General features: G+C 69.9%; 23 protein-coding genes. 12 read left to right on the top strand and 11 right to left on the bottom strand.

Going from position 1 to position 26695, the window contains the following annotated elements:
- Positions 1-114: 114 nt before the first annotated feature.
- Positions 115-951: an SDR family oxidoreductase gene (locus O3I_RS05645; protein ID WP_014981934.1), complete on the bottom strand. Its 837-nt coding sequence runs from the start codon at positions 949-951 to the stop codon at positions 115-117.
- On the bottom strand, positions 948-1895 hold the full coding sequence (locus O3I_RS05640) for a patatin-like phospholipase family protein (RefSeq protein WP_014981933.1): 948 nt from the start codon (positions 1893-1895) through the stop codon (positions 948-950). The genes O3I_RS05645 and O3I_RS05640 overlap by 4 nt, the downstream gene beginning before the upstream one ends.
- Before the next feature lie 68 nt (positions 1896-1963).
- On the opposite strand from O3I_RS05640, the gene O3I_RS05635 reads away from it, so the two are divergent.
- On the top strand, positions 1964-2587 hold the full coding sequence (locus O3I_RS05635; protein WP_014981932.1) for a TetR/AcrR family transcriptional regulator: 624 nt from the start codon (positions 1964-1966) through the stop codon (positions 2585-2587).
- Between the two features lie 6 nt (positions 2588-2593).
- Here the strand turns inward: O3I_RS05635 and O3I_RS05630 are convergent, their stop codons facing one another.
- A complete protein-coding gene (locus tag O3I_RS05630; RefSeq protein ID WP_029898536.1) occupies positions 2594-3139 on the bottom strand; it encodes a histidine phosphatase family protein in 546 nt (181 codons plus the stop codon).
- Positions 3140-3255: 116 nt separating this feature from the next.
- Here O3I_RS05630 and O3I_RS05625 point away from each other — a divergent pair, with 116 nt between their 5' ends.
- From O3I_RS05625 to O3I_RS05590, 8 genes are all read left to right on the top strand, one after another.
- Positions 3256-7908 (top strand): ATP-dependent helicase, encoded by a 4653-nt coding sequence (locus O3I_RS05625; protein ID WP_014981930.1) that lies wholly within the window; start codon positions 3256-3258, stop codon positions 7906-7908.
- Between the two features lie 27 nt (positions 7909-7935).
- Positions 7936-8718 carry a DNA-formamidopyrimidine glycosylase family protein gene (locus tag O3I_RS05620; protein WP_014981929.1) on the top strand — a complete coding sequence of 261 codons (783 nt, stop codon included), beginning with the start codon at positions 7936-7938 and terminating at the stop codon, positions 8716-8718.
- 235 nt (positions 8719-8953) lie between these two features.
- A complete protein-coding gene (locus O3I_RS05615; protein ID WP_014981928.1) occupies positions 8954-9139 on the top strand; it encodes a hypothetical protein in 186 nt (61 codons plus the stop codon).
- 54 nt (positions 9140-9193) lie between these two features.
- A complete protein-coding gene (gene hpnE / locus O3I_RS05610; protein WP_014981927.1) occupies positions 9194-10555 on the top strand; it encodes a hydroxysqualene dehydroxylase HpnE in 1362 nt (453 codons plus the stop codon).
- A gap of 101 nt (positions 10556-10656) precedes the next feature.
- On the top strand, positions 10657-11226 hold the full coding sequence (locus O3I_RS05605; RefSeq protein ID WP_014981926.1) for a TetR/AcrR family transcriptional regulator: 570 nt from the start codon (positions 10657-10659) through the stop codon (positions 11224-11226).
- A gap of 89 nt (positions 11227-11315) precedes the next feature.
- Positions 11316-11537: a hypothetical protein gene (locus O3I_RS05600; protein WP_014981925.1), complete on the top strand. Its 222-nt coding sequence runs from the start codon at positions 11316-11318 to the stop codon at positions 11535-11537.
- 48 nt (positions 11538-11585) lie between these two features.
- Positions 11586-12260 carry a response regulator transcription factor gene (locus O3I_RS05595; RefSeq protein WP_014981924.1) on the top strand — a complete coding sequence of 225 codons (675 nt, stop codon included), beginning with the start codon at positions 11586-11588 and terminating at the stop codon, positions 12258-12260.
- Entirely contained in the window at positions 12257-13564 is a 1308-nt protein-coding gene (locus O3I_RS05590) for a sensor histidine kinase (protein ID WP_014981923.1), read from the top strand. Before O3I_RS05595 ends, O3I_RS05590 begins: the two co-directional genes overlap by 4 nt.
- Before the next feature lie 4 nt (positions 13565-13568).
- On the opposite strand, the gene glpD is transcribed toward O3I_RS05590, so the two are convergent.
- Entirely contained in the window at positions 13569-15335 is a 1767-nt protein-coding gene (gene glpD, locus O3I_RS05585) for a glycerol-3-phosphate dehydrogenase (RefSeq protein ID WP_014981922.1), read from the bottom strand.
- 258 nt (positions 15336-15593) lie between these two features.
- On the opposite strand from glpD, the gene glpK reads away from it, so the two are divergent.
- Complete coding sequence (gene glpK, locus O3I_RS05580) at positions 15594-17093, top strand: glycerol kinase GlpK (RefSeq protein ID WP_014981921.1); 1500 nt, start codon at positions 15594-15596, stop codon at positions 17091-17093.
- A 102-nt stretch (positions 17094-17195) separates the two neighbouring features.
- The gene (locus O3I_RS05575) at positions 17196-17408 is read left to right on the top strand and encodes a hypothetical protein (RefSeq protein ID WP_014981920.1); all 213 of its coding nucleotides are present in this window, start codon (positions 17196-17198) and stop codon (positions 17406-17408) included.
- Between the two features lie 84 nt (positions 17409-17492).
- On the opposite strand, the gene O3I_RS05570 is transcribed toward O3I_RS05575, so the two are convergent.
- The 4 genes from O3I_RS05570 to O3I_RS05555 all read right to left on the bottom strand — a co-directional run bounded on the left by O3I_RS05570 (position 17493) and on the right by O3I_RS05555 (position 22602).
- The gene (locus O3I_RS05570) at positions 17493-18668 is read right to left on the bottom strand and encodes a PLP-dependent aminotransferase family protein (protein WP_014981919.1); all 1176 of its coding nucleotides are present in this window, start codon (positions 18666-18668) and stop codon (positions 17493-17495) included.
- Between the two features lie 95 nt (positions 18669-18763).
- On the bottom strand, positions 18764-19783 hold the full coding sequence (locus O3I_RS05565) for a hypothetical protein (RefSeq protein ID WP_014981918.1): 1020 nt from the start codon (positions 19781-19783) through the stop codon (positions 18764-18766).
- Between the two features lie 76 nt (positions 19784-19859).
- Entirely contained in the window at positions 19860-20849 is a 990-nt protein-coding gene (locus O3I_RS05560; protein WP_014981917.1) for a hypothetical protein, read from the bottom strand.
- A 349-nt stretch (positions 20850-21198) separates the two neighbouring features.
- Positions 21199-22602: an NAD(P)H-quinone dehydrogenase gene (locus O3I_RS05555; protein WP_014981916.1), complete on the bottom strand. Its 1404-nt coding sequence runs from the start codon at positions 22600-22602 to the stop codon at positions 21199-21201.
- A gap of 204 nt (positions 22603-22806) precedes the next feature.
- Here O3I_RS05555 and O3I_RS05550 point away from each other — a divergent pair, with 204 nt between their 5' ends.
- Positions 22807-23280, top strand: a complete 474-nt coding sequence (locus tag O3I_RS05550) for a gamma-glutamylcyclotransferase (RefSeq protein WP_014981915.1) — start codon at positions 22807-22809, stop codon at positions 23278-23280.
- A gap of 57 nt (positions 23281-23337) precedes the next feature.
- Here the strand turns inward: O3I_RS05550 and O3I_RS05545 are convergent, their stop codons facing one another.
- From O3I_RS05545 to O3I_RS05535, 3 genes are all read right to left on the bottom strand, one after another.
- Complete coding sequence (locus O3I_RS05545; RefSeq protein ID WP_041563415.1) at positions 23338-24525, bottom strand: M20 family metallopeptidase; 1188 nt, start codon at positions 24523-24525, stop codon at positions 23338-23340.
- 77 nt (positions 24526-24602) lie between these two features.
- On the bottom strand, positions 24603-25841 hold the full coding sequence (locus tag O3I_RS05540; protein WP_014981913.1) for a M20 family metallopeptidase: 1239 nt from the start codon (positions 25839-25841) through the stop codon (positions 24603-24605).
- Between the two features lie 104 nt (positions 25842-25945).
- Positions 25946-26650, bottom strand: coding sequence for an enoyl-CoA hydratase-related protein (locus O3I_RS05535; RefSeq protein ID WP_014981912.1), 705 nt, complete (start codon positions 26648-26650; stop codon positions 25946-25948).
- Between the last annotated feature and the right edge of the window lie 45 nt (positions 26651-26695).

Below are 26695 nucleotides of genomic sequence, written 5' to 3'. Positions count from 1 at the left end.
CCACTTGCGTTCGCCGGTGTCGACGAGTCGGGCGATGCCGCCGCGCCCGCGAAAGTCATCCTCGAAGCCACCCGGTCGAGGAGACCTGGACTGCTTGCGAGCCGATCGGGCGGGTCAGCTGATGTCGCGGACCTGCGCTTCGTATTCGGCGCGGGTCTTCTCGTCGGCGGGGTGCAGGGCGCGGTCGCCGTCGAAGAGGCGGCGGACCAGGCGGACGGCGCGTTCGGGGGCGGCGGCGAGGGCGACGTCGATGGGGCCGAGGTAGTTGGGGACGGCGATCTCGGCCTTGCGGGTGTCGACGGTGCGCACGATGGCGGCGGCGACATCCTCGGGATCGACGGTGGGCATGCCGTGGCCGAGGGTCAGGCCGGAGGACAGCCGGGTACGCACCGCGGAGGGCAGCACGCAGCTGACGCTGACGCCCTGCGGTGCGAACTCCAAACGCGTTGCGGCGGAAAGGCCTACAGCGGCGAACTTGCTCGCGTTGTAGACGGCGAGGCCGGCCACCGGGATCTTGCCCGCCAGCGAGGCCACGTTGACGATATGGCCGCGGCCGCGCTCGATCATGCCGGGCGTGACCGCGCGCATGCCGTGGATCAGACCCCACACGTTGATATCCATCGTGGCCTGCCCCACCACATCCGGCTCGTCCAGGAACGCGCCCGCGGGCATCACACCCGCGTTGTTGACGAGGATGTCGACGTGGCCCAGATCGGCGATCACCTTGTCCCACTGGCCCCGGGAACGCACGTCGAGCTCGACGGCAGCGGCACCCATTGCGGCAGCGGCGGTTTCGGCGGCGGCGGTATCGACATCGGCGATCACCACCTCGGCGCCCTCGGCCGCGAACAGTTCCGCGGTGGACTGCCCGATGCCCCGGCCGGCGCCGGTGATCAGCACCCGCGCGCCTTTCAGATCGATGCCGGGGTAACCGTGACCGAGAATTCTCATGCGAAGGCTCCTTGTTCGACCGCACGGCGCGTGCTGGTCAGGCTGTGCTGGAAGGTGTCGAGACGGCGGCGGCCGTCCATGAAATTGGGGCCCATGACCGCGAGATCCTCGGCGGTGGCGTCGATGCGCAGCACCTTGGTACCGGTGGCGCGCAGCTGGGCGATCTCCGCATCGAGCACGGCACTCATGCGATTGCGCAGCTGCCGTTCGAGGAAGTGACCCGGCCCGCTCGCGGGGATCTTCCCGGTCGAGGCCATCGGCGCGAGCACGACGAGTTCGTCCAGCTTCGCCGGCCCGAGCAGATCCACCGAGGCGGTCGAACCCGCGCCGCCGTCGATGAACCGGCGGCCGTCGATCGCGACCGGCGGGAACCACCCGGGCACCGCCCACGAAGCGCGCAACGCGGCCCCCAGCGGGGCCGTCGGTGCGTCGGGTGCGCCGAACGGAACCCGCTGTCCCGTCGCGTAATCCATACTCACCAACCAGGTCGCCGGGTGCGGTACCCAGGCCCGGCCGGGATTCAACCGCTCGGCCAGCTGCTGCAACCAGCTCGCGTCGCCGCCGCCGACCGGCAGCAACCCACTGCCTGCGGTGAGCAGCCGCTGCCCGGACTCGGTGCGCCGCAACGGCAATCGGAGCGAGCCGAGGCGCGGCCGCGGCACGGGCGGGAACCGTCCCGGACCGGACCGCAGGTGCGCGGTGAGGATCGGGTTCGCCGAGGTGCCGTCCTGCATCGCGACCAGCTCCGGCACCGCGACACCGCTGCCGAGCATCGTGACCAGCTCCGCGCCCGCCGAGGTGCCGATCAGCACGTCGGCCTCGCGCGGATCCCAGTCGAGCACTTCGCGCACCGCGACGAGCGCCGCGACGATCCAGGCGGCGCCCAGCGTGCCACCACAGCCGATGGCCAGGCCGCGTCGCTGCGACCCGTTCTTGTTACCCATGGTCTCAAACACTAGCAGAATTCAAATACCCGCGGTATCCGAAATCTTCCGGTACGTAGAATCACGGCATGGCACGACTGACCCGATCCGAGAGCCAGGCCCGCACCCGCGCGGACTTGATCGCCACGGCCCGCGACCTCTTCCTGGCCGACGGCTACGCCAGCACCAGCCTGGAACGGGTCGCCGAGGAGGCCGGGTACTCCAAGGGCGCCGTCTACTCGAACTTCCGCACCAAGAAGGAACTCGGCCTCGAGGTGCTCGAGCTGATCCACGCGACCAAGTTCCAAGAGGTGACCGACCTGCTCGCGGTGAGCGACGACTTCGAGGAGCGGCTCGAGCGATTCCAGGAGTGGGCCGAGCACACCGTCGGCGACGTCGGATGGACCATGCTCGAATTCGAATTCGCCACCGTCGCCCGGGACGACCCGGCACTGCAGGCGGCGCTCGTGTCCAGCCTCAGCGTGCTGCGCGGCGCCGTTGCCGCGCAGGTCCAGACGCTGGCCGACACGATCGGGATAGAGCTGCCGGTGCCGGTCGAGGACGCCGCGACGGGAATCCTCAGCATGGGCATCGGCCTGGGCATGCAACGCGCCATCGACCCGTCCATCCCGGCCAGGTTGATCACCGACGCGCTGCGCATGCTGCTCACCCTCGGGACGGGGCCGCTCGCCACGAAGAGTGCCGCCACTTGACGGCCGTCATGCGGTGAAGTGCAGCGTCCATTCCCCGCGGTAGTGCAGCCGGGTGACACTGCCCGGCGGAATATCGATCCGCCAGAACGACTTCGGCGGCGCGTCCAGCGTCACCAGCAGCGCCGCGCGGATCACCGCGGGGTGGGTGACGGCAATGGTGGATTTCCCCTCGGAAGCGATCTCGGCCATCCAGTACCTGGTCCGCTCGATCACGTCCACCACGGACTCACCGCCGTGGCCGCGGAACTTCGGGTCGGTGAGCCACGCGTACAGCTCATCCTGCGGCACCGACATCAGTGCGCCACCGCGCCAGGCCCCCGCGTCCAGATCACGTAGCCGGGTGTCCTCTTCGCCCGGCAGGCCCAGCAGCGCTGCCGTTTCGACCGTCCGGCGTTCCGGACCGGTGAGCACCCGGGGAGCGGCCAGCGCGGTGCTGCCGGAGATGGCGCGGCGGCCTGCTTCGGTCAGCGATTCGTCGACTGGAAAACGTGCCTTCCGCATCGCCTCGGTCATTCCATGGCTGACCAGGTCGAGTCTCAGCACCTTGTGCACGGACAGAAGCGTACGGCTATGCGCATGTGGCCGTTCCACCTCTCCGGAATTCGGTTCATATCGGTGGGCTCGGCGATGCCACGGTTGTTGTCGGTGGTCGGGTGCAGACTGAGGACATGGCTCAGTTCTCCCCGGCTACCCAGGAGTGGTTCGACGGCGCGTTCCCGGCGCCGACGTCCGCGCAGCTGGGGGCGTGGGAGGCGATCTCGGCGGGTGAGCACACGCTGGTGATCGCGCCGACCGGCTCGGGTAAGACGCTGTCAGCGTTCCTATGGGCCATCGACCAGCTGGCGACGCGGGAACAGTCCGCGCCGCGCACCGGTACCTCGGTGCTGTACGTGTCCCCGCTCAAGGCGCTCGCGGTGGACGTGGAGCGCAACCTGCGGGCCCCGTTGGTCGGCGTCACGCAGACCGCCAAGCGACTCGGCCTGGATCCCCCGGAGATCAGGGTCGGCGTGCGCTCCGGCGATACCAGCGCCGCCGACCGGCGGACGATGCAGCGCACCCCGCCGGACATCCTGATCACCACACCCGAGTCGCTGTTCCTGATGCTCACCTCCGCGGCCAAGGAGACGCTGCGCGACGTGCGCACCGTGATCGTGGACGAGGTGCACGCGATCGCCGGGTCCAAACGCGGCGCGCACCTGGCCCTTTCGCTGGCCCGGCTCGACCTGCTCACCTCGGAGCCGCGCGACGAGGACAGCCGGGCGCCGAGCGGTCCGGCCCAGCGCATCGGCCTCTCGGCGACCGTGCGGCCCCCGGCGGAGGTCGGGCGCTTCCTGGTCGGCAACGCGCCGATCACCATCGTCGCGCCGCCCGCGCCGAAGACCTTCGACCTGTCCGTGCGGGTGCCGGTCGCGGACATGACCGAGCCGGGAGACTCCGATCAGCCGGGCTCGATCTGGCCGCACGTGGACGAGGCCATCGTGGATCTCGTGCTGGAGCACCGGTCGTCGATCGTCTTCGCGAACTCGCGCCGGCTCGCCGAGCGGCTCACCGCACGCCTCAACGAGACCTACGCGGAGCGGCTCGGCACCCCGGTGGAACTCGAGCACAAGCCGCCCGCCCTGATCGGCGCCAGCACCGAGGTGGTGCACGGCGCGAGCCAGCTGCTCGCGCGGGCGCATCACGGATCGGTGAGCAAGGAGCAGCGCGCGCTCATCGAAGACGACCTGAAGAGCGGGCGGCTGCGCTGCGTGGTCGCGACCAGCAGCCTCGAACTCGGCATCGATATGGGCGCGGTCGATCTGGTGGTCCAGGTGGAGGCCCCGCCGTCGGTCGCGAGCGGCCTGCAGCGGGTCGGGCGGGCCGGGCATCAGGTCGGCGAGATCTCGCGCGGCGTGTTGTTCCCCAAGCACCGCACCGACGTGATTCATTGCGCGGTCGCGGCCCAGCGGATGACCACGGGCCAGATCGAGGCCATCCAGATCCCGGCGCACCCGCTAGACATCCTGGCCCAGCAGACGGTGGCCGCGTGCGCGCTGGAACCCATCGACGTCGACGCCTGGTTCGAGATCGTCCGCGGCACCGGCAGTTACGCGACGCTGCCCCGCTCGGCCTACGAGTCGGTGCTCGACCTGTTGTCCGGGCGCTACCCGTCCGACGAGTTCGCCGAACTGCGCCCGCGACTGGTGTGGGACCGCGACGCGGGCACCCTCACCGGACGGCCCGGCGCGCAACGGCTCGCGGTGACCTCGGGCGGCGCGATCCCCGACCGCGGCCTGTTCGCGGTGTACATGGTCGGGGAAAAGGCCTCGCGGGTCGGCGAACTCGACGAGGAGATGGTGTACGAGTCGCGGGTCGGCGACGTCTTCGCGCTCGGCGCGACCAGCTGGCGGATCGAGGAGATCACCTTCGACCGGGTGCTGGTGACGCCCGCGTTCGGGCAGCCGGGCCGGCTACCGTTCTGGCACGGCGACGGATTGGGCCGCCCCGCCGAACTCGGCGGCGCGCTCGGCGAATTCGTGCGCAAGGTCGGCCAGCATCCGGAGAACCTGGAAAAGCTCACGGCCGCAGCGGGTCTGGACACCTTCGCGACCAGCAATCTCGGTGCCCTGCTGGACGAGCAGCGCACCGCGACGGGCCACCTGCCGAGCGACAAGACCCTGGTGGTGGAGCGTTTCCGCGATGAGCTCGGCGATTGGCGGCTGGTGCTGCATTCGCCGTACGGCCTGCCGGTGCACGCACCGTGGGCGTTGGCGATCGGTGCCCGGCTGCGCGAACGGTTCGGTGTGGACGCGGCGCCGAACGCCTCCGACGACGGCATCGTGGTGCGCCTGCCGGACACCACCGACGATCCGCCCGGTGCTGAGCTGTTCGTCTTCGAGCCCGACGAGATCGACGACGTCGTCACCGAACAGGTCGGCGGCTCAGCGCTTTTCGCCTCGCGTTTCCGCGAGTGCGCTGCCCGCGCGCTGCTCCTGCCGCGGCGCGATCCGGGCAAGCGCGCCCCGCTGTGGCAGCAGCGGCAACGCTCGGCACAGCTGCTCGACGTCGCCCGCAAATTCCCCGACTTCCCGATCCTGCTGGAGACGGTGCGCGAATGTCTGCGCGACGTCTACGATCTGCCGTCGCTGCGCGATGTGCTCAGCCGGGTGGCGCGCAGGCAGTTGCGACTCGTCGAGGTGGAGACGGCGACTCCGTCGCCCTTCGCCAACGCGCTGCTGTTCGACTACATCGGCCAGTTCATGTACGACGGCGACAGCCCGCTGGCCGAACGCCGTGCCGCCGCCCTCTCGCTCGATTCAGGCTTGCTCGCCGAACTGCTCGGCCGGGTGGAACTGCGCGAACTGCTCGACGCCGCGGTACTCGACCTGACCGAACGCGAGCTCCAGCGCCTTACCCCGGAGCGCCACGCCCGCGACGCCGAGGGACTGGCCGATCTGCTGCGCCTGCTCGGTCCGCTCACCGCCGCGGAGGCCGCCGAACGCTGCGTGGACGATCCGGCGAGCTGGTTCGCCGACCTGCTGGCGGCGCGACGCGCCATGGAGGTGAGCTTCGCGGGCCGCAGCTGGTGGGTGGCCGTGGAGGACGCGTCCCGGCTGCGGGACGCACTGGGCGTGCCGCTACCGATCGGGACGCCCGCGGCCTTCATCGAACCGGTCGCCGACCCGCTCGGCGATCTGGTCGGGCGCTACGCCCGCACGCACGGCCCGTTCGGCACGGAGGCGGTGGCGGCGCGGTTCGGGCTCGGCACCGCGGTCGCCGCCACCGCGCTGCATCGCCTGGTCACCGAAAAGCGCCTCGTGGAGGGCGAATTCACGCCCGGCACGGCGGGATCCGAATGGTGCGACGCGCAGGTGCTGCGCCGGCTGCGCCGCCGCTCGCTCGCGGCCGCCCGGCACGAGGTCGAACCGGTGTCGACGGCCACGCTCGGCCGCTTCCTGCCGGCCTGGCAGCACATCGGCAGTGGCGAACTCCGGGGCGTCGACGGCGTGGTCGCGGTGGTGGAACAGCTGGCGGGCGTACCGATTCCGGCCTCGGCCTGGGAATCACTCGTCCTGCCCGCGCGGGTGCGCGACTACTCCCCCGCCATGCTGGACGAGCTGATGGCCACCGGCGAGGTCAGCTGGTCCGGCCACGGCTCGATCACGGCGAAGGACGGCTGGATCGCCCTGCACCTGACCGACCAGGCCGCGTTCACGCTGCCGCCGCCCGACGACATCGAGCTCTCCGAGGTGCAGCTCAGCCTGCTCACTGCGCTCGGTGCGACGCTCGTGCCGCGACCGGCGAATACCGCGCTACCCCAGCAGCAACCGGTCGAACTGGATCTCGACGCGGCCGTCGCCGCACCGCCCGGAGCCGGTGCCCCGGCTCCCCGGCTCGCGCCGATCCAGCACGGCGGCGGCGCCTACTTCTTCCGCCAACTGTCCGACGCCACCGGTTTGCTGGACGACACCCAGGTGGCCGCGGCGCTGTGGGAATTGGTCTGGGCGGGAATGGTTTCCGGCGATACCTTCGCACCCGTGCGCGCGCTGTTGTCCGGCACCACGCGCACCACGACCGCGCACCGGACCCCGCGCCGCGCCCCGCGCGGGCGGGCCTATCTGCCGCGACCGAGCATGCCGACCCGGTCCGGTCCGCCGATGGTGGCCGGTCGATGGTCGCTGCTGCCGGAACGGGTGTCGGACAACACCGTTCGCGCGCACGCGACCGCCGATCTGCTGCTGGAGCGGTACGGCGTGCTGACCAGGGGTTCGGTCCAGAACGAAGGCATTCCGGGCGGTTTCGCGCTGATGTACCGGGTGCTCACCGAGTTCGAGGACCGCGGCCGTTGCCGCCGTGGCTATTTCGTCGACTCGCTCGGCGGCGCGCAGTTCTCCAGCACCGACGTGGTGGACCGGTTGCGCTCGTTCGACACCGAACGCCGGCTGTCGGAGACCAAACCCCAGGCCGGGCAGGCCCTCGCGCTGGCCGCCTGCGATCCGGCCAATCCCTATGGCGCGGCGCTGCCATGGCCGAAGGGCGAGGGCGACGGCGGACATCGGCCCGGACGGAAGGCGGGCGCGATCGTGGTGCTCGTCGACGGCGATTTGGTGCTGTATCTCGAACGCGGTGGCAAGACACTGCTCACCTTCACCGAGGACCCGGACGCCCGCCAGTCCGCCGCACACGCCATGGCGGGCCTCGTGCACAGTCGGCGCGTCGACTCTCTCGTCATCGACAAGGTGGACGGGGAAACGGTGCACGGCAACACCTTCGCGGGCTTCCTCACCGAAGCGGGCTTCTCCGCCACCCCGCGCGGCCTGCGCCTGCGGACGCGGCCGTGAGGGGCGACCACCCGGCACGGTGGTGTCATGCCCGAGGGTGACACGGTCTACTTCGCGGCGGCCCGGCTGCGGGCCGCGCTCGAAGGAAAGACCTTGACCAGCAGCGACTTCCGGGTGCCACGCTACGCCACGGTCGATCTCCGCGATCAGGTCGTGCAGAGCGTCGGCAGCTACGGAAAACATCTGTTCATCCGGACCCCTACGGTGAGTATCCACACGCACCTCAAGATGGAGGGCGTCTGGCGGGTCTTCCATTGCGGACAGCGCTGGACCAGGCCGCGGGTCACCGCGCGGCTGGTGTTGCGCACGGACGAGGTGGAGGCCGTCGGGTTCTCGCTGGGCAAGGTCGAGGTGCTGCGCCTGGCCGAGGAGCACACGGTGATCGATCATCTCGGCCCCGACCTGCTCGGGCCGAATTGGGATGTCGCCGAGGTGATGACCCGCCTGCAGCGGCGGCCGGAGCAGTCGATCGGGGTCGCGCTGCTGGATCAGCGCAACCTCGCCGGTATCGGCAACATCTATCGCAGCGAGATCTGCTACCTGCGGCGCGTGCATCCGGCGACCCCCGTCGGCGCGGTACCCGACCTGCTCGCGCTCGTGCACGAGGCACACCGGGTGCTGAACAAGGCCGTGCACGAACCGCCCTGGCGCCCACTGGCCTACGGGCGGACCCGCTGGCCGTGCCAGCGCTGTGGCACCCAGATCACCGTGCGCCTGCTCGGCGACACCGCGCCGGAGACGGATCGGCTCGCCAAACGCGAGCGTGGCATCTACTTCTGCCCGCGCTGCCAGCCCGAGCCCACCGGCTGAGCCACCCACTGCCCAGTTGCCGCCGATCCGCGGCGTCGACGCAGGTCACCGCCTCCCCAGTTGATCACCGCTTCCGGGTGAGCGCCCCGGCTCCTACCGTCCGAACATGGCGAATACCGGCGAGCCGACGCGCTATCACCCGACCGGCACTGTAATTTGCCACTCAGTTGCTAATGCTCGGCGCGCGCGACACGACTACATCCGTGGCAGTCACGACACAGCACAGGAGCAAGCCATGACGACGGTACCGAGAACGAGCGGACGACTGTTCCTCGCGATCGCCGGACGCTTGTTCTTCGCCACCCTGGCGACGCTGGCCACCGTGCTGTTCAGCTACCTTCTGCTGCACCCGAATTCGGCCGAGGGCTCGACGCCGCAGGCGCCGCATCCGTCGATGTCCGCCGTCTCCCCGCACCCTTGACGAAGTGAGCACGCCCACATAACTTGCAATATGTAAGTTATCGAGGAGTGCGGCATGAACGATCCACGGCAGTACGTGGTCATCGGCGGTGGACTGGCCGGGCTCGCGGCCGCGGTCTGGCTCGCCGAGGCGGGCAAGCAGGTCACCCTGCTGGAACGACGCGGCAGGCTCGGCGGCCGCACCCACGCGATGAAGGTCGACGCCGCGGACGATCTGCCGGACAACGGGCAGCACGTGATCGCCAGCGGTTACGAGCACCTGTTCCGGTACCTCACCAGTGTCGGCACCCGGCAGTACGTCGCCTTTCCGCACCAGGCCACGCTGCGCTGGCCGGACGGGCGCAGCGTCACCATGCACACCAGGGGGCTCGGCGCACTGCGCACGCTGTCCGGCGCCCACCCCGACGCCTCCCCGCTGGAGCGCGCTCGCGCCGCCCTCGCCACCGCGAGACTCGGCTGGCAGTGCCTGCACCAGCCCGCGGACCTGCCCGGCCTGACCACCGCGCAATGGTTCGACCGGGTCGGCATGCCCGCCAAAGCCCGTGAGGCGCTGTGGGATTGGCTGGCGCTGGGCGTCGCCGCCGAACCGGTGCAGCAGGAATCGGCAAAGGTGCTCGCCGATGTGATGGCGACGGGCATCCGCCTCGGCATCAGACATCGGCGGCCCGCCACCATCGGCTACCCGACCACCGATCTGGACACGCTCTACGTCACCGGCGCGTTGAAAGTCTTTGCCCGGCACGGAGTTCAGGTGCGCCACCGCGCCGTGGCACGGCGGATCGACATCGCCGACGGCCGGGTTACCGGGGTGGCGCTGGCGGACGGCAGCACCGTGCCCGCCGACGCGGTGGTCTGCGCGGTACCCAACTCGAATATCAACGGACTGCTCGACGACCTGCCTGAGCACGCCGAAATCTACTCGGCCGCCGACAAATTGGGCTACACGCCGATTGTCAGCACCAATCTCTATCTGGATCGGCCGCTCGGGACGACGGCCGAATTCGAGGCGCTCATCGGCGGCACCGGCGTGATCGACGAGGTCTTCGACCGCCAGCGGATGACCGGCCGCAGCACCGAGCGGGCCTGGCTGTACTGCCTGACCACCAGCGGCGCCTACGAGCAGATCCACAAATCGAACGAGGAGATCGTCGCCGAACAGCTGGCGCTGCTGCGGCGCTACTATCCCGCGGCACGCGAGGCGGTAGTCGTGCAGGGGCACGTGGTGCGGATGCCCAGAGCAACATTCTCCCAGGTGGTGGGCACGCACGGGCTGCGCCCGACACAACGGACCTCGGTGCCGACACTGGTCCTGGCCGGTGACTGGACCGCCACCGACTGGTCGGCGACCATGGAGAGCGCGGTGCAGAGCGCGGCCACGGCGGTGGACCTACTGCTTGCGCTACCGTCGGTGCGGTGACCACGGATCGCGCCACGTCCGAGCTCGCCGCTCAATCCCCGCCGCCTGGATCCCGGCCCGCCGCAGACCCGCCGAACGGTCCGGCAACCCCGAAGCGCCGGATGTCGGCCGCCGATCGACGCGCCCAGCTGCTGGACATCGCACGCGACATCGTCGCCGAGGACGGCTTCGCGGCGGTAACCATCGATCGGGTGGCCCGCGCAGCACGGGTCGCGCGGGCCCTGGTGTATCAGCAGTTCACCGATCTGTCCGGGCTGATGACCGCGCTGCTCGATCGGGAGTCGGCGATCGCGCTGGCCGGCATCGGCACGGTGGACTGGCCGGGCGAGATCGATATCGATCAGGTCGGCCGCGGCATCCTCGCGTATCTGCATGCGGCCCCGACCAGTTGGCGGATCATCCTCAGCCCGCCGGACGGCGGCCCGCCCGATCTGCGCGCCCGGCTCGAACTCGGCCGCTCCTACGCCAGGGCGATCGGCGCGCGGCATCTGTCCCGATACACCGGCGTCACCGTGGATCCGGACGGCCCGACCGAACGAATCCTGTTGGCGGCCATGGAAGAACTGGCCCGGCTGCACCTCACCGATCCGGCCGCCTATCCGGAGGAGATGGTGTTGCGCTATCTGCGCTCACTGGTCGGCTGGGCGGTCCGGCAGGAAGCACCGCACTGATGGCCACCGCGGTCCATCACGAAATTCTCACGGACAGCTTGGTTTTCTGATGCCGGGCGCGGAGCACGCGCCAGGGAGAAAGGAAAATCATGAAGATCAGCACCTTGCTCGCCGCCGTCGCGCTGTCGGCGGGCCTCGTCGCCGGGGGGTCGGCGGTGGCCAACGCGGAGACGATCTATGTCGGCACGTACGGCACCGAGGCGGCCTGCCGCGCCGACGGCGCCGACGCACCCGCGCACCCCGACTGGAAGTGGTGGGAGTGCAGGCAGACCCCGACCGGCGAGTGGGACCTGTACTACTCCACCAACTGAGTCGTCCGGCGGGCGCACGAGGTCTGAAATGCCCTATTCTCAGACCTCGTGCGTGTGCTGGTGGTGGAGGACGACGAGGGTCTCGGCAGCGAAATCGCCGCCGGGTTGCGCGCGGCGGGCTGCGCAGTGGATCTGGCCCGCCTGCTCGCCGACGCCGATCTGAAGATCACCGTCAACACCTACGACGTCCTCGTCGTCGACCGCGGCCTGCCCGACGGCGACGGCCTGCGACTCGTCGCCCACCACCGCGCGGCAGGCCTGCGGGTACCGGTATTGATGCTCACCGCACGCGACGGGCTCGCCGATCGCATCGCCGGCTTCGAGCACGGCGCCGACGACTACCTGGTCAAGCCGTTCGCCCTGCCCGAACTCGCCGCCAGGGTGCGGGCGCTGAGCCGCCGCCGCGAACACCCGGCGCCCGCGCGCATCGTGCTCGGTGACGTCGATATCGACCTGCCGCGACGCCGGGTGCAGCGCGCGGGCATCCTGCGCTCGCTGACGCCGAAGGAATTCGCGGTACTCGAACTGCTCGCCACCCGCGCGGGCACCGTGGTGTCGCGCAGCGAGCTCATCGAGTGCTGCTGGGACGAGATGGCCGAGCCCGCCTCCAATGTGGTCGACGCCGTCATCGCCCAGCTGCGCCGCAAACTCGGACCGCCGCAGGTGATCGAGACCGTGCGCGGCACCGGGTTCATGATCGGAAGTGCAGCATTCGCACGTTGAGTCCCGGCCCGAGCCGCGGCGGCATCCGTTCGGCCGGCTTCACCGGCACGCGGCCGGCGGTGGCCCGGCTGCGCCGCACCCGATGGTTGCTGACCGCGCTCATCACCGGAATCACCGCCACCTGCCTGATCATTCTCGGTGTCGTCGCGGCGACCATCGATGCGCGCTCGCGGCACAACGCGATCGACAACAGCCTCGACCGGGTGGTGACCGGCCTGTGGCGCAGCATCGACTTCGATCTCGACGCGCAGGCCATCGATCTCGAACAGGTGAAACGGGACGACCTCGCCAACGGCGAGACCGCGGTGCTGATCGTGCGCACCGACGAGAACGGGCACTGGCGCGAGATCTACGGGCACCTGCGTTCCTGGTTGCCCGCGTCGGTGGGCGCCGAGGCGCTCGCCGACGACGCCGTCCGCGCCTCCGGCACCGTCTTCCAGGACGACCACGACAGCGCGGGCCGTCCGGTGCGGCTGGCCGCGACGCCGGTGTCCTGGGAAGACACCACGACCCAGGCGGTGGTTATCGCGGGCACGAATCCCGGTCTGCGCGACCGTGATCGCGCCCTGTTGCTCTGGGGCCTGGTGGTCGGCGGCCTGACCCTGGTCGCCCTGTCCGCCCTTGCCGCCCATGCGCTTTCGGGTCGCAGCATGCGGCAGGCGCTGGTGCTGATCGAGGAACAGGAACGGTTTCTCGGCGATGCCGCGCACGAGTTGCGCACGCCGCTCACCACTTTGGGTCTGGTCACCGCGCCGCGGCGGCGCAACCCACACGAGGTGGAACGCGCGCTGGCCGACGCGGGCGCGCTCGGCGCCCGGATGGAACGGATCGTCACGGGACTGCTCGCGCGGGCCCGGATGCAGGCCGGGGTGACGACGATGGAGCGCGTGCAGTTGCTGCTCGATCAACTCACCGAGTCGGTCGTCGAGGAATTCCAGTCGACCATCATCGTGCAGAGCAATCCCACCGTTGTGGTCGGCGACCCGAATCTGCTGAGCCTCGCGGTGCGCAATCTGCTCGAGAACGCGATCACGCACGGCGCGATCAACCCCGGCGCCCCGATCGAGGTGCACGTCGCCGACGGCCGGGTCAGCGTGCGCGATCACGGCGCCGGACTGCACCCGCAGCTGTCCAGCAATCCGTTCGAGCGAGGCGTCACCGGCGGCCGAGGCAGCGGCATCGGCCTCGCGCTGGTCGCGTGGATCGCCGAATTGCACGGCGGCACAGCCACGATGGAACCCGCGCCGGGCGGCGGCACCCTCGCGACCATCGCGCTACCGCCGCCGACGCTCGGCCTGGGCTGAACCGCTACGAATTCGGTTGCCGCACAGCCTTGCTCGCCGAGCCGTCGGCCGGCACCGGCTCCAGGATCTCCGGCCGCGGTTCGGGCGCCGCGATGCGCAACGCGTCTGCCGAGGCGTCGTCGGGCTGGGTCTGCGAGCGGATCTCCGCCTCGACCCGCGCCCGGTAAGTCGTTACCTCACGGTCGATTTCGGCGTCGTCCCAGCCGAGGACCGGGGCGACCAGCTGCGCCACCTCCTCGGCGCAGTCGGCGCCGCGATGGGAGTACTCGATGGAGATCCGGGTGCGCCGGGCCAGGATGTCGTCCAGGTGCAGCGCGCCCTCGGCCGCGGCCGCGTAGACGGCCTCCACCTGCAGATACGATGGTGCGTCGGTGATCGGTTGCAGCAGTTCCGGTTTGCCGTCCGCCATGGCCATCACCTCATCGATCAGCGAGCCGTAGCGGTCGAGCAGATGCTTGACCCGATACGGGTGCACGCCGTAGGCCTCGGCCAGCTGCACCGTCTGATTGACCAGCGCGAAATAGCCGTCCGCGCCGAGCAGCGGCACCTTCTCGGTGATCGAGGGCGAAACCCGGGCCGGAATGTCCTGTGCCGCCTCGTCGACCGCGTCGTAGGCCATCACCCGGTAGGTGGTGTACTTACCGCCCGCGATGCCGACCAGCCCGGGCGCGACCCGGGCCACGGCATGTTCGCGCGACAGCTTGGAGGTCTCGTCGCTCTCCCCCGCCAGCAGCGGCCGCAGCCCCGCGTAGACCCCGTCGATGTCGTCGTGGGTGAGCGGGGTGACCAGCACCTCGTTGACCCGGTCGAGCAGATAGTCGATATCGGCCTTGGTAGCGGCCGGATGCGCGAGATCGAGATTCCAGTCGGTGTCGGTGGTGCCGACGATCCAGTGGGTGCCCCACGGGATGATGAACAGCACCGAGGTCGGCGTGCGCAGGATGATCGCGGCATCGCTGACGATCCGGTCCCGCGGCACCACGATGTGCACGCCCTTCGACGCGCGCACGTGGAACCGGCCCCGCTGATGCGCCAGCGCCTGCACCTCGTCGGTCCACACGCCGGTCGCGTTGATCACCACGTGCGCCCGCACCTCCGCGGTGCGGCCGTCCTCGCTGTCGCGCACCCGCACGCCGACCACCCGATCCGCCTCCCGTAGGAAGCCGACCACCTGGGTGGAGGTGCGGATCACCGCCCCGTAGTGCGCGGCGGTACGCGCCACCGTCATGGTGTGCCGGGCGTCGTCGACGACGGTGTCGTAGTAGCTGACGCCGCCGATCAGCGCGCTGCGCTTGAGTCCGGGCGACAGCCGCAGCGCCCCCATCCGGGACAGATGCCGTTGACCGGGAACCGATTTGGCGCCGCCCATGGTGTCGTAGAGCACCAGCCCGGCCGCCACGTACGGGCGTTCCCAGGCGCGATGGGTGAGCGGGTAGAGGAACCGCAGTGGTTTCACCAGATGCGGCGCCAGCGTGGACAGCGCCAGCTCGCGCTCGCGCAACGCCTCGCGCACCAGGCCGAACTCCAACTGCTCCAGATAGCGCAGGCCGCCGTGGAACATCTTCGACGACCGGCTCGACGTGCCGGAGGCGAGGTCACGGGCCTCGACCAGCGCGACCTGCAGGCCGCGGGTGGCCGCGTCCAGGGCGATACCCGCGCCGACCACGCCACCACCGATGACGACCACGTCGAAATGGTCCTTACCGAACCGTTCCCAGGCCGTCCTGCGCTGCTCCGGACCGAGGAACTGGGATTCCGGCTTCTTGGTCATGCTCGACTCCTCCAGCCGCGCCGGTTGCCGACGACGTTGTGGTCTTCTTCGGGCATAGCTCGAGCTGCTCTGCTAACAGGCTAGGCGAACGGCCCGCGATCTCGTCGACCGCGACGTCCGCCCGTGTCGTCGAACGCTACCCGGCGGTAACCACTACCAACCTACTCGAGGCGCGCGCCCGCGGCGATGTGAAACCGGCGGCAACCCGCGCGCGCGACAATCGGCCACAGCACGTTGTGCGTTTAGTAACCTGCACGAATGCGTCGCTATGTGGCCGCCATCGACCAGGGCACGACCTCGAGTCGGTGCATCGTCTTCGATCGGCAAGGGCGCGTCGTCGGCGTCGCCCAGCGCGAACACGAGCAGATCTTCCCGCGCCGGGGCTGGGTCGAGCACGACGCCGAATCCATCTGGCAGAACACCGAAACAGTGCTCGGCGAGGTGCTCGACGAGCACGATCTGAGCGCCGGCGACATCGCCGCCGTCGGGGTCACCAATCAGCGCGAGACCACCGTGGTGTGGGACCGGGCCACCGGCAAGCCGATCCACCACGCCATCGTGTGGCAGGACACCCGCACCGACCGGCTCACCACCGAACTCGGCGGCGATATCGGGCCGACCCGCTACCAGGAACGCACCGGGCTGCCGCTGTCCACCTACTTCGCCGGGCCGAAGCTGCGCTGGCTGCTGGACCACGTGGACGGCGCCCGCGACCGCGCCGAGGCCGGCGAGCTCTGCTTCGGCACCATCGACAGCTGGGTGCTGTGGAACCTCACCGGCGAGCACATCACGGACGTGACCAACGCCTCGCGCACCATGCTGATGGATCTGCGCACCCGGCAATGGGATTCGCAGATCTGCGCCGAGTTCGGTGTGCCGGAGGCGATGCTGCCGCAGATCCGCAGCTCCTCGGAGGTGTACGCGGAGATCAATTCCGGCCCGCTGCAAGGGGTGCCGGTCGCGGGCATCCTCGGCGACCAGCAGGCCGCCACCTTCGGCCAGGCCTGCCTTTCGCCCGGCGAGGCCAAGAACACCTACGGCACCGGCAATTTCATGCTGCTCAACACCGGCACCACACCGGTGGTGAGCCAGCACGGCCTGCTCACCACCGTCTGCTATCAGCTCGGCGACGCGGACGCGGTGTACGCGCTGGAAGGCTCGATCGCGGTGACCGGCTCACTGGTGCAGTGGTTCCGGGACAACCTGGGCATCATCTCGTCCGCCGAGGAGATCGAACCGCTGGCGCGCAGCGTCGAGGACAACGGCGGCGCCTACATCGTGCCCGCCTTCTCCGGGCTGTTCGCGCCGCGCTGGCGGCCGGACGCGCGCGGGGTGATCGCCGGGCTGACCCGCTTCGTGAACAAGGCCCACCTGGCCCGAGCGGTGCTGGAGTCCACCGCTTTTCAGACCCGCGAGGTGGTCGACGCCATGCGCGCCGACGCCGAATCCGAGCACCTCGACCTGGAACTCACCACCTTGAAGGTGGACGGCGGCATGGTCGGCAACGATCTGCTGATGCAGTTCCAGTCCGACATCCTCGACGTGCCCGTGGTGCGCCCGGTGGTCAACGAGACCACCGCGCTCGGCGCCGCCTACGCCGCGGGCCTGGCGGTCGACTTCTGGTCGAGTACCGATGACATCAAAGAGAACTGGTCCGCGGACAAGACCTGGGAACCCACCATGTCCGATGCGGACCGCGACGAGCATCTGCGGGCCTGGAACAAGGCCGTAGAGCGCACCTACGGGTGGGCCGACTGAGCTGCAGGAGAGCAGTGATCTGCGTCACTCGCCGGAACCGCCGGCGCGCTGCCGCCGTCGAATCCGACGTACCGATCGTTCTCTCGAAAGGCATGAAAAGCCATGAGCCGCACCCTATCCGCGCTTGCCATCGGCGCACTGACCGCCGGCGCGGTCGCCCTCGTCGCACCGTCTGCGCAGGCCGCCCAAGCCTACGAACCCTGCCCGATCGCGGGGCAGACCCTGCGCGATCAGAATCTCGTCTGCGCCTGGGGCGGTAACGGAAACGTGTGGCTGCCCATCGGCGGCAAGCAGCCGGGCATCAACAAGCGCTGACGTGCCTCGCCCGCGGCCGCCGGGCCGCGTGACTCACGCGCACTGACGGCCGCGGCCCGCCGGCGAAAGCTGCAGGCGGGCAGGCTATTCCGCGGCACTGGCCAGGCGGCGCACCGCCTCGGCGAGGGTATCCGCGTCGGACGTGGTGAAGCACATGCGCATCGAGTTCCGGTAGCCGCCGTCCACCGCGAAGGCCGCGCCCGGCACATAGGCGACACCCGCGTCCAGCGCGCGCGGCAGCAGCTCTGTGGTGTCGGTGCCGTCGGTGAAATCGGCCCAGACGAACATCCCGCCGGTCGCGTCGGTACAGCGCACCCGGTCGCCGAAGCGGGTGCGCACCGCGTGCACCAGCGACTTGGCGCGCTCGCCGTAGGCCGTCCGCACGTGATCGATATGCGCGGCCAGCCAGTCCCGGTCGGCGAGCAGATCGGCCGCGATCTGCTGGGTCAGGGCCGAACCACACAGGTCCGCACCCTGTTTCAGCAACTCCACCGCGCGGCACACCTCGTTCGGCGCGACCAGCCAGCCGGCCCGCAGCGACGGCGCGAGGATCTTCGACGAACTCGACAGCCGAATCACGTTGCGGGAGTACGTGGCCACCGGGGCGGGTGCGGGCTCGTCGAACCACAGCTCGCCGTACGGGTCGTCCTCGATCACCCAGAAACCGTGCGCGTCAGCAAGTTCGGCGAGTTCGGCGCGGCGGGCGGGACTCATCGTGACTCCGCCCGGGTTGTGGAAATTGCTCACCGTGTGCACCACCGCGGGACGCTCGCCACGGGCGAGCAGGTCGGCGAGCACGTCGGTGCGCATTCCCTCGGCGTCCAGCGGCACGGCGACGATGCGCGCCCCCGCGGCCCGGAAGACTTGCAGCGCACCGACATAGGCCGGGTCCTCGACGATCACCAGCGCACCCGGATCGAGCAGCACCTCGGCGAGCAGCGACAGCGCCTGCTGCGAACCGTGCGTCACGAACACCTCGTCGACCGGCACCACCCGGCCCAGGCGCGCGGTTTCCCGTTCCGCGAGCACCGCGCGCAGCGGCGCCCAGCCCGGCGACTCCGTGTACTGCAGGCAGGCCGCTTTGCGCAGCGCCGCGTCGGCAGCCTCGGCGATCCGCTCGCGCGGCATCAGCGCGGCGTCGGGCAGGCCGCCGGCGAGCCCGATGATCTCGGCCCGAGCGGTGAGCTTGAGCAGGTCACGAATCGCCGAGCTCTGCAGTCCTGCGAGCTTGGCCGCGAGCGCGGGACGGGTCGGCGACATGAGGAACCTCCGAACGAACGCCAGATATGCGAAAGTCTACTTTCGCATGGCGCCGACCAATATATGAAACGAATTTCTCATATACTGAGAAATGTTCACACCTCGCGCGGCTTGATCGAGTAGACGAGCACCTTTCCGTCCCGGACCGCGGTGGTGATGGTCTGGTGATAGATGGTCTCGGTGCCGTCCGGTTTGCGCTGGGTCAGGTCCACGTCGAAGGTGTCGCTCGCCACCTCGGTGATCCGCAGGCAGTGCTTGGTCCCGACCGGGACCTCGGCGTTGATGCCGCCCTGGATGATCTCCGCCGACGAGACGTTCTCCGCGTCGGGCGCGACGAAGGCCCGGGCCTGCGCACCGCTGCGCTGGACGTAGAAGGCGTACTGGAAGCCGAGGATCGCACCGGGCCCGCTCGCGGTGTCGCCGTTGCCGTTGCCGACCGTCACCTTGCCGTCCTTGCCGGTCGGACAGGTCAGCCCGGCGGCGGTGGTCGATCCGGGCGGCACGGGGCTGTCGTCGCCGCCGTTGCTGGACACCACGATGACGGTGATCGTCAGGCCGATCAGGATGACGACCGCCAAGAGACCGGCCAGCGCGTTGCGGCCCCGGTGCGAGCCGGTCTTGCGCGGGGGCGGAGCCACCGCGGGCGTGCTCGGCGCCAGCCGCTGCGCGATCGGATCGTCCGCCCAGGACAGCCCGGGCGAGGTCAGCGGCGGCGGCTTCGGCACGCTGCCGGTATCGGTGGGGCGGGTCCACCACGAGTCCTTGTCGGCGTCGGCGGCCGGGCTCGCGGCCTGCGCCCGGTCCGGCTGCGGCGCGGGCGGGCTCGGTCGCGGGCCGGGAGCCGGGGGCGTCGTGGCATCGGGCGCGCGATACTGCGGTGCGGGCGGAGTCGTCGGCTCCCACTCGTCGGCGGGCCGCCACACCAATTCGGGATGATCGGCGGTCTGCTCCGGCACCGGCCACCGCGGCCCGGTATCGCCCATCGGCGGACCGAACTCGGCAACGGGCGGCCCGAATTCCGAAACAGGCGGGCCGAATTCGCCCACCGGCGGGCCGAAATCCGACGCGGACCGGTCGTCGGTTTCGGCCTTGCTCGGATCACCGTCGGAGGTCACACCCCATCCTTTCCCCAGGACACACGTGTGGGGCGGTCGTGAACGACCGCCCCACCCGTCGAAAAATCAGATCGTGTCAGTACTGGAGTGAACCACCCCATTGGGTGGTGACACCACCCACATCGACAGTCTGCGGTGCCAAATCGCCCGGCTGGAGTGGAAGTTTAACCTGCGCAGCGGCTTCGAGTGCGGCGGCGCCGCCCGGCTGCTCCCGGATCCAGTTCTCCACCGCCGCCTTGGCCAGGTTGGCCTGGGTGGTGTCGAACACCGAGATGGTCTTGTTGTCGGACAGGCCCTCGCCACCGGTGTAGGTGGTCACCTTGACCGTGTTGGCGTCGACGTACTCGACCGAGACGCCGGCCTCGCCCGCGCCGGTCGGCGTGCGGTACCCGACGGTGCCGACGTAGCCGTGCTCGTTGTTGAAGTGGTGCGTGTTCGCCACGTAGCCGGGCAGCACGGTGCCACCGTCGATGTTCGCACCGATCTCCTGGTGCGGACCGGTCATCTCGACCACCGGCGCGGGCGGCGCGGCCTGCAGCTGCGGCGCCTGCCAGCGCGGCTGCTGCTGCGGCTGCACCAGCGTCTCGGGCTGCTGGGCCTGCGCGTTCTCGCCGGTGCCCGGCTGCGCCTGGGTGCCCGGCGCGTTGGTGCCCGGCTGGGCCTGCTTCGGCTCGCCCGACTGCTCGCCGGGCTGCTGCTCGCCGGCCGGTGCGTCCGGCGCGACCGCGGGCTGGTCCTTCTGCCCCGGCACCGGCAGCGGCGCGATCCGCGGGGTGGTGACACCCGGCTGCGTCGGCTGGGCCAGCTTCGGATCCTTCGGCGGATTCGGCATGACCTGGTTCGGGTCCGGGGTGGTGACGCCCGGCTGGCTCGGACTCGGCGCCGGCGGCACGGTCGGCTTGTTCGGGTCCGTCGGCTTGTTCGGATCCGGCTTGGTGGTGTCGGGGCTCGGCGGAGCCTCGTTGACCCCCGGCTGCGCCGGTGCCGGAGCCGGCGGCGCGGTGGTGGGTGGAACGGTCGGATCCCCTGGAGCTGCCCCCGCCGGCGCCGCGAACAGAGTGGCCACGGCAGCCGCGGTAGCCAGTGGCAACGAGGTGCTAGCCATCGCTCGCTGCGCCCGACTCGGCTTACGATGTTTCACTTTTCGCATTCCCTTTCCCGGGTGCGACCTGGTTCGGCCACACACAGTTGTCTCTGTCGAGACGCCCGGTCGCCGAACGACGCGATGGTCGTTCGCCGTTTCGACTGGGAAAAGATCCATCCCCCCGAACACCGAACCACGCGACCGCCCGCCGATCGCATCTCTGCGGGAAGTGAACCATATGTAGGCCTGATGAGCAATGTGAATGGAGACCTAAAGTCCGCACGAACCGCGCTGGAACGCAACCCCATTCGAACAAGGTTCGATCCGGTCCTCAATCCAGGTCGTCGTGCCGCATCAGCTGGCGGGCCGCCTCGGTGACCGACCCGGTCAGCGAGGGGTAGACCGAGAACGTCTGCGCCAGGTCGTTGACGGTCAGATTGTTCTGCACCGCGAGCGCGATCGGCAGGATGAGCTCCGAGGCGATCGGCGCCACCACGACGCCGCCGATGACCACACCGGTGGCCGGGCGGCAGAAGATCTTCACGAAGCCGCGGCGCAGGCCCGACATCTTGGCGCGCGGATTGGTGTTGAGCGGCAGCATCACCGTGCGCGCCGGGGTCTCGCCGTTGTCGATCGCGGTCTGGCTCACGCCGACGGTCGCGATCTCCGGCCGGGTGAACACGGCGGAGGCCACCGTCTTCAACCGAATCGGGCTCACGCCCTCACCGAGCGCGTGGTACATCGCGATGCGGCCCTGCATCGCGGCCACGGAGGCCAGCGGCAGCAGGCCGGTGCAGTCGCCCGCGGCGTAGATGCCCGGCACCGAGGTCCGCGAGACCCGGTCCACCCGCAGGTAGCCGCCGCGGTCGAGTTCGATGCCGACCCGGTCCAGGCCGAGGCCCTCGGTGTTCGGCGTGGAACCGACCGTCATGAGCGCGTGCGATCCGGACACCGTCCGGCCGTCGGACAGCTTGACCACCACGCCCTGCGCGGTGCGCTCCACCGCGTCGGCCCTGGCGTGCTTGACCAGCTCCACACCGCGTTCGGCGAGCGCGTCCTCGAGCACCAGGGCGGCGTCGGCGTCCTCGCCGGGCAGCACGCGGTCCCGGCTGGACACCAGCCGCACCCGGACACCCATTTCGGTGTACGCCGAGACGAATTCGGCGCCGGTGACACCCGAGCCGACCACCACCAGCGTCTCCGGCAGCTCCTCGAGGTCGTAGAGCTGGCGCCAGTTCAGGATGCGTTCGCCGTCCGGCTCGGCACCGGGCAACACGCGCGGGCTCGCGCCAGTGGCGATCAACACAACTTCGGCCTCGATGGTCGCCTCCGTGCCATCCGCCAATTTGGCGAGCACCTGATGAGCGGCGAGACCGGTGGCGGGGCCGACCAGTTCGGCGCGACCGGCGAGCACCGTCACGCCGACGGTCTGCAACTTCGACCGGATATCGGAGGACTGGGCCAGCGCGAGCGCCTTCACGCGGCCGTTCACCTCCGACAGCTGCACGGTCGCCTGGTTCGGGTCGAGGGTGATGCCGAGATCCCGGGCCCGGCGCAGGTCGGTGCGCACGCCGGTGGACGCGATGAAAGTCTTCGAGGGAACGCAGTCCCAGAGCACACATGCCCCGCCGATGCCGTCGCTATCGATCAGCGTCACCGACGCACCGTGCTGGGCCGCCACCAGCGCCGCCTCGTAGCCGGCCGGTCCGCCACCGATGATCGCTATGCGGGTCATGGATACCTCCGCTTCAGGGTTGCGCACCGGGATCTCCGGTACCTGTCAACGTTATCGGGCGAGACAGGTCACACCATGTTTGCCCGCCCGGCCTGCCGCGTCAGCCGGTGCCCCCCAGGTCGCCGCGCCCGGGGCGCGCCACAGGAATACCGCATCTGGCCGGGATAGAGTCGATCCCAGGATCTTATTGGCTACCCTTTGCTGGTGCCGATCTACGCCGCCTACGGGTCCAACATGGACTCAACCCAGATGCTCGAGCGCTGCCCGCACTCGCCAATGTCCGGAACGGGCTGGCTGGAGGGCTGGCGGCTCACCTTCGCCGGTGACGACATCGGCTGGGAAGGGCCCCTGGCGACGGTGGTCGAGGAGCCGGGCTCCCGCGTCTTCGTCGTCCTCTATGACGTGTCACCCGAAGACGAGCAGCGGCTGGACCGCTGGGAGGGCTCGGACTTCGGTATCCACAAGAAGATCCGGCTGCGCGTGACCCGCAGCGAGAGCGGCGCCGACCCGACGCTGGCCTGGCTGTACGTGCTCGACGCCTACGAGGGCGGGCTGCCGTCCGCGCGCTACATCGGCGTCATCGCCGACGCGGCCGAAAAAGCCGGTGCGCCAGAGGATTACGTGCATTCGCTGCGGACCCGGAACAGCCGCAACGTGGGCCCCGGCAACTTCGGCTGACAGACGAGAACGACGTGGCCGGGCCCGCAGGCCCGGCCACGTCGTCCGAATAGCAGATCAGCGCAGGTCGGGATCCGCGTTGAGCACGATGTTGCTCATCACCCGCACGCCCACCGCGAGCGCCCGCTCGTCCAGGTCGAAGGTCGGCTGATGCAGATCGAGCTGCTCGCCGTGCCCGGACCAGACACCGAGGCGCGCCATCGCACCCGGCACCTCCTCCAGGTACCACGAGAAGTCTTCGCCGCCACCGGATTGCATGGTGTCGGCCAGCGCGTCCGGGCCGATCATCCGGATCGCGTCCTCGAACATCCGGGTGGATTCCTCGTCGTTCACCACCGGCGGCACGCCACGTCGGTAGTTCAGCTGGTAGCGCACGCCGGTCGGCGCGAGCAGCCCGTCGACGATCTCGCGGACCATCGGCTCCAGCAGCGACCAGGTGGCGTGGTCGCCGGTGCGGACGGTACCGGTGAGCATGCCGGTCTGCGGAATCGCGTTGGGCGCCTTGCCCGCACTCACCGCGCCCCACACCATGACGGTGCTGGTCCGCGGGTCGATGCGCCGGCTGAGCAGACCGGGCAGGCCGGTGATCACGGTGCCGATGGCGTAGACCAGATCGCTGGTCAGGTGCGGGCGCGAGGTGTGCCCGCCCGGCGAGTCGAGCACCAACTCGATGGTGTCGGCGGCCGAGGTGATCGCGCCGACCCGGATGCCGATCCGGCCCACTTCGAGGCGCGGATCGCAGTGCAGCGCGAAGATCCGCTCCACGCCCTCCATCGCGCCGGTGGCGACCACGTCGATCGCGCCGCCCGGCATCACCTCCTCGGCGGGCTGGAACACCAGGCGCACGCCGACCGGCAGCTCCGGCACCTCGGACAGCGCGAGCGCGGTGCCGAGCAGGATCGTGGTGTGCGCGTCGTGGCCGCACGCGTGCGAGACGCCGGGCACGGTGGAGGCGAAACTGAGACCGGTGAACTCCTGTAGCGGGAGCGCGTCCATATCGGCGCGCAGGCCGATGCGCGGGCCCTCCGGGCCGATGTCACAGATGATCCCGGTGCCACCGGGTAACAGCTGCGGGGTGAGTCCCGCCTTGGTCAGCCACGACGAGATGAACTCGGTCGTGGCGAACTCGGTCCGGGAAAGTTCCGGGTTGGCGTGGATGTGCCGACGCCACTGCACGAGATCGACCGCGTGCTCGGCCAGCCATCCTTCGACGGCCGCCCGCCCGGTTACCGTGGTGTCCGGCATCGCGATGCTCTCGGGGCCCATCGTGACCAGGCACGCCCCCGCCTCTGAACCTCGCGCCGCCGAACGGCCGGTATTGCTCACCGAATATCCTCCTGTCGTTGAACGAGCCGTTGCAACAACCTGTCCCTGTGTTCTTCATCGCCCGCGGCGGTGATCGCGGTACGCGCGAGTGCGAGCGAACCGTCGAGCACCGCTCGATCTGCCGAGGCGTTGACACTCGCCGCGGCGAAACCTGGCTGGTGGGTCACCGCGCCACCGGCATCAATGCCGATAACTGGGTGGATGCCCGGAATGACGTTGGTGACGTTGCCCATGTCCGTGCTTCCGAGCGGCCGCTGTGCCTCGAGCTCGGGTGCGATCGGCACTCGCCCCAATCCGGTTATCTGTTCGCGGTAGGCAAACAGTAACTCCGGATCGGGTGTCAGCTCGGTATATGTCGGCGCGACAGTCCGGATTTCCTGGTGGCAGCCGGTCGCGAGGGCGCCCGCCTCGAAACACGCCGACGCTCGTCGCATCAGATTGTCGAGTGACGCCGAGTCGACTGCACGTAGGTAATACAGCAGTTCCGCACGTCCGGGCACGATGTTGGGGGCTACCCCACCGTCGCCGACTATACCGTGAAGTTGCTGACCAGGCTGGAGATGCTGCCTCAGCAATCCGAGGGCAACCTGGGTGACGGTGACCGCGTCACCCGCGTTCAAACCCAGGTGCGGCGCGGCGCTCGCGTGCGCCTCGCGACCGTGGAACACCACCGACAGATCGGCCATCGCGAGCGAATGCGCGCCGGCGATATCGAGCGGACCGGGATGCACCATCATCGCCATCGCCACGTCGTCGAAGACGCCGCGCTCCAGCATCAGCACCTTGCCGCCGCCGCTCTCCTCGGCGGGCGTGCCGAGCACCAGCACGGTCAGTCCGAGCGCGTCGGCGACCTCCGCGAGACCGAGCGCGGCGCCGACCGACGCGGCGGCGATGATGTTGTGCCCGCAGGCATGTCCCATGCCCGGCAGCGCGTCGTACTCCGCGCACAGCGCGACCGTGAGCGGACCGCTACCGAAGCTCGCACGGAACGCGGTCGGCAGCTCGGCCACGCCGGTCTGGATCTCGAAGCCGCGCTCGGCGAGCGGCGCGATGGTCTTGGCCATGCTGCGCGTCTCTTCGAACGCCAGCTCCGGCTCGGCGTGGATCGAGTGCGAGAGATCGATCAGCAGATCGCCCGCGGTCTTGATGGCGGCATCCGACAGCTGCACGGCATCGGCACGCGCGCTGCGATAGTCGCTGCGTGATTCCTGGTGCCCGCTGCGCGGTGGTGGCATGGCACACAGTCTTGCACTGCACCGCAAACCGAGCGTGGCTCAGATCGCGGCTACTGCCCGGGCAACCTCGCCCGAGCTGCGGTTTCGGCTGTTCGCGGGAGCGGTCAGCCCGCGGCGAAGGCGAGGTTGTCCGGAGTGGTCGGCACCGCGAGGCCGGCGAGCGCCTTGGCGTGCAGCGCGCTCTTGATCACCGGCAGATTGGGCTTGCGGTTGCTCGCCAGGGCGGCGGCGCGCGCGATGGCGGTCGCCAGCAACGACTCGGCATCGGCCTTGCCGTCGACGATGCCCGCGGCGATCGCCTCGTCGGCCGGGTAGCGGTGGCCGGTCGTCATCGCCTGCACGCAGACCTGGTTCGCCAGCCGCTCGGTGAGCAGCGCGTTCATGCCGACCGTGAACGGCATGCCCAGGTGCACCTCCGGCAGGCAGTAGAAGCCGCGGTCGGCGCGCATCACCCGGAAGTCGTGCGAGGTGGCCAGCATGGCGCCCGCGCCGAACGCGTGACCGTTGATCGCCGCCACCGTCGGCATCGGGAACTGCAGCAGGCGGGTGTACAGCGTGTGCACCCGGTCCAGGTAGGCGTGCGTCTTGTCCAGATTGCCGAACAGCCAGTCCGTGTCGAGCCCGTTGCTGTAGAACTTGCCGGTCGCCACGGTCACCAGCGCGGCCGGGCCCTCGGAGCCCTCCACCTTGTCCAGCACCCGGTGGAACTCATCGATCCAGTCCGGGTGGAAGCGGTTCTCGCTGTCGGTCTGTCCCTCGTTCCCGAGGTACACGACGAACACTTCCCCTTCACGTTCCAGATACGGCATGCGAGGAGCGTATCCGGCGCACACCGAACTTCCTACTCATGGGTA

This window comes from Nocardia brasiliensis ATCC 700358 (assembly GCF_000250675.2).
Taxonomy (GTDB): domain Bacteria; phylum Actinomycetota; class Actinomycetes; order Mycobacteriales; family Mycobacteriaceae; genus Nocardia; species Nocardia brasiliensis_B.
This window is presented reverse-complemented; position numbering and strand designations above follow the sequence as displayed.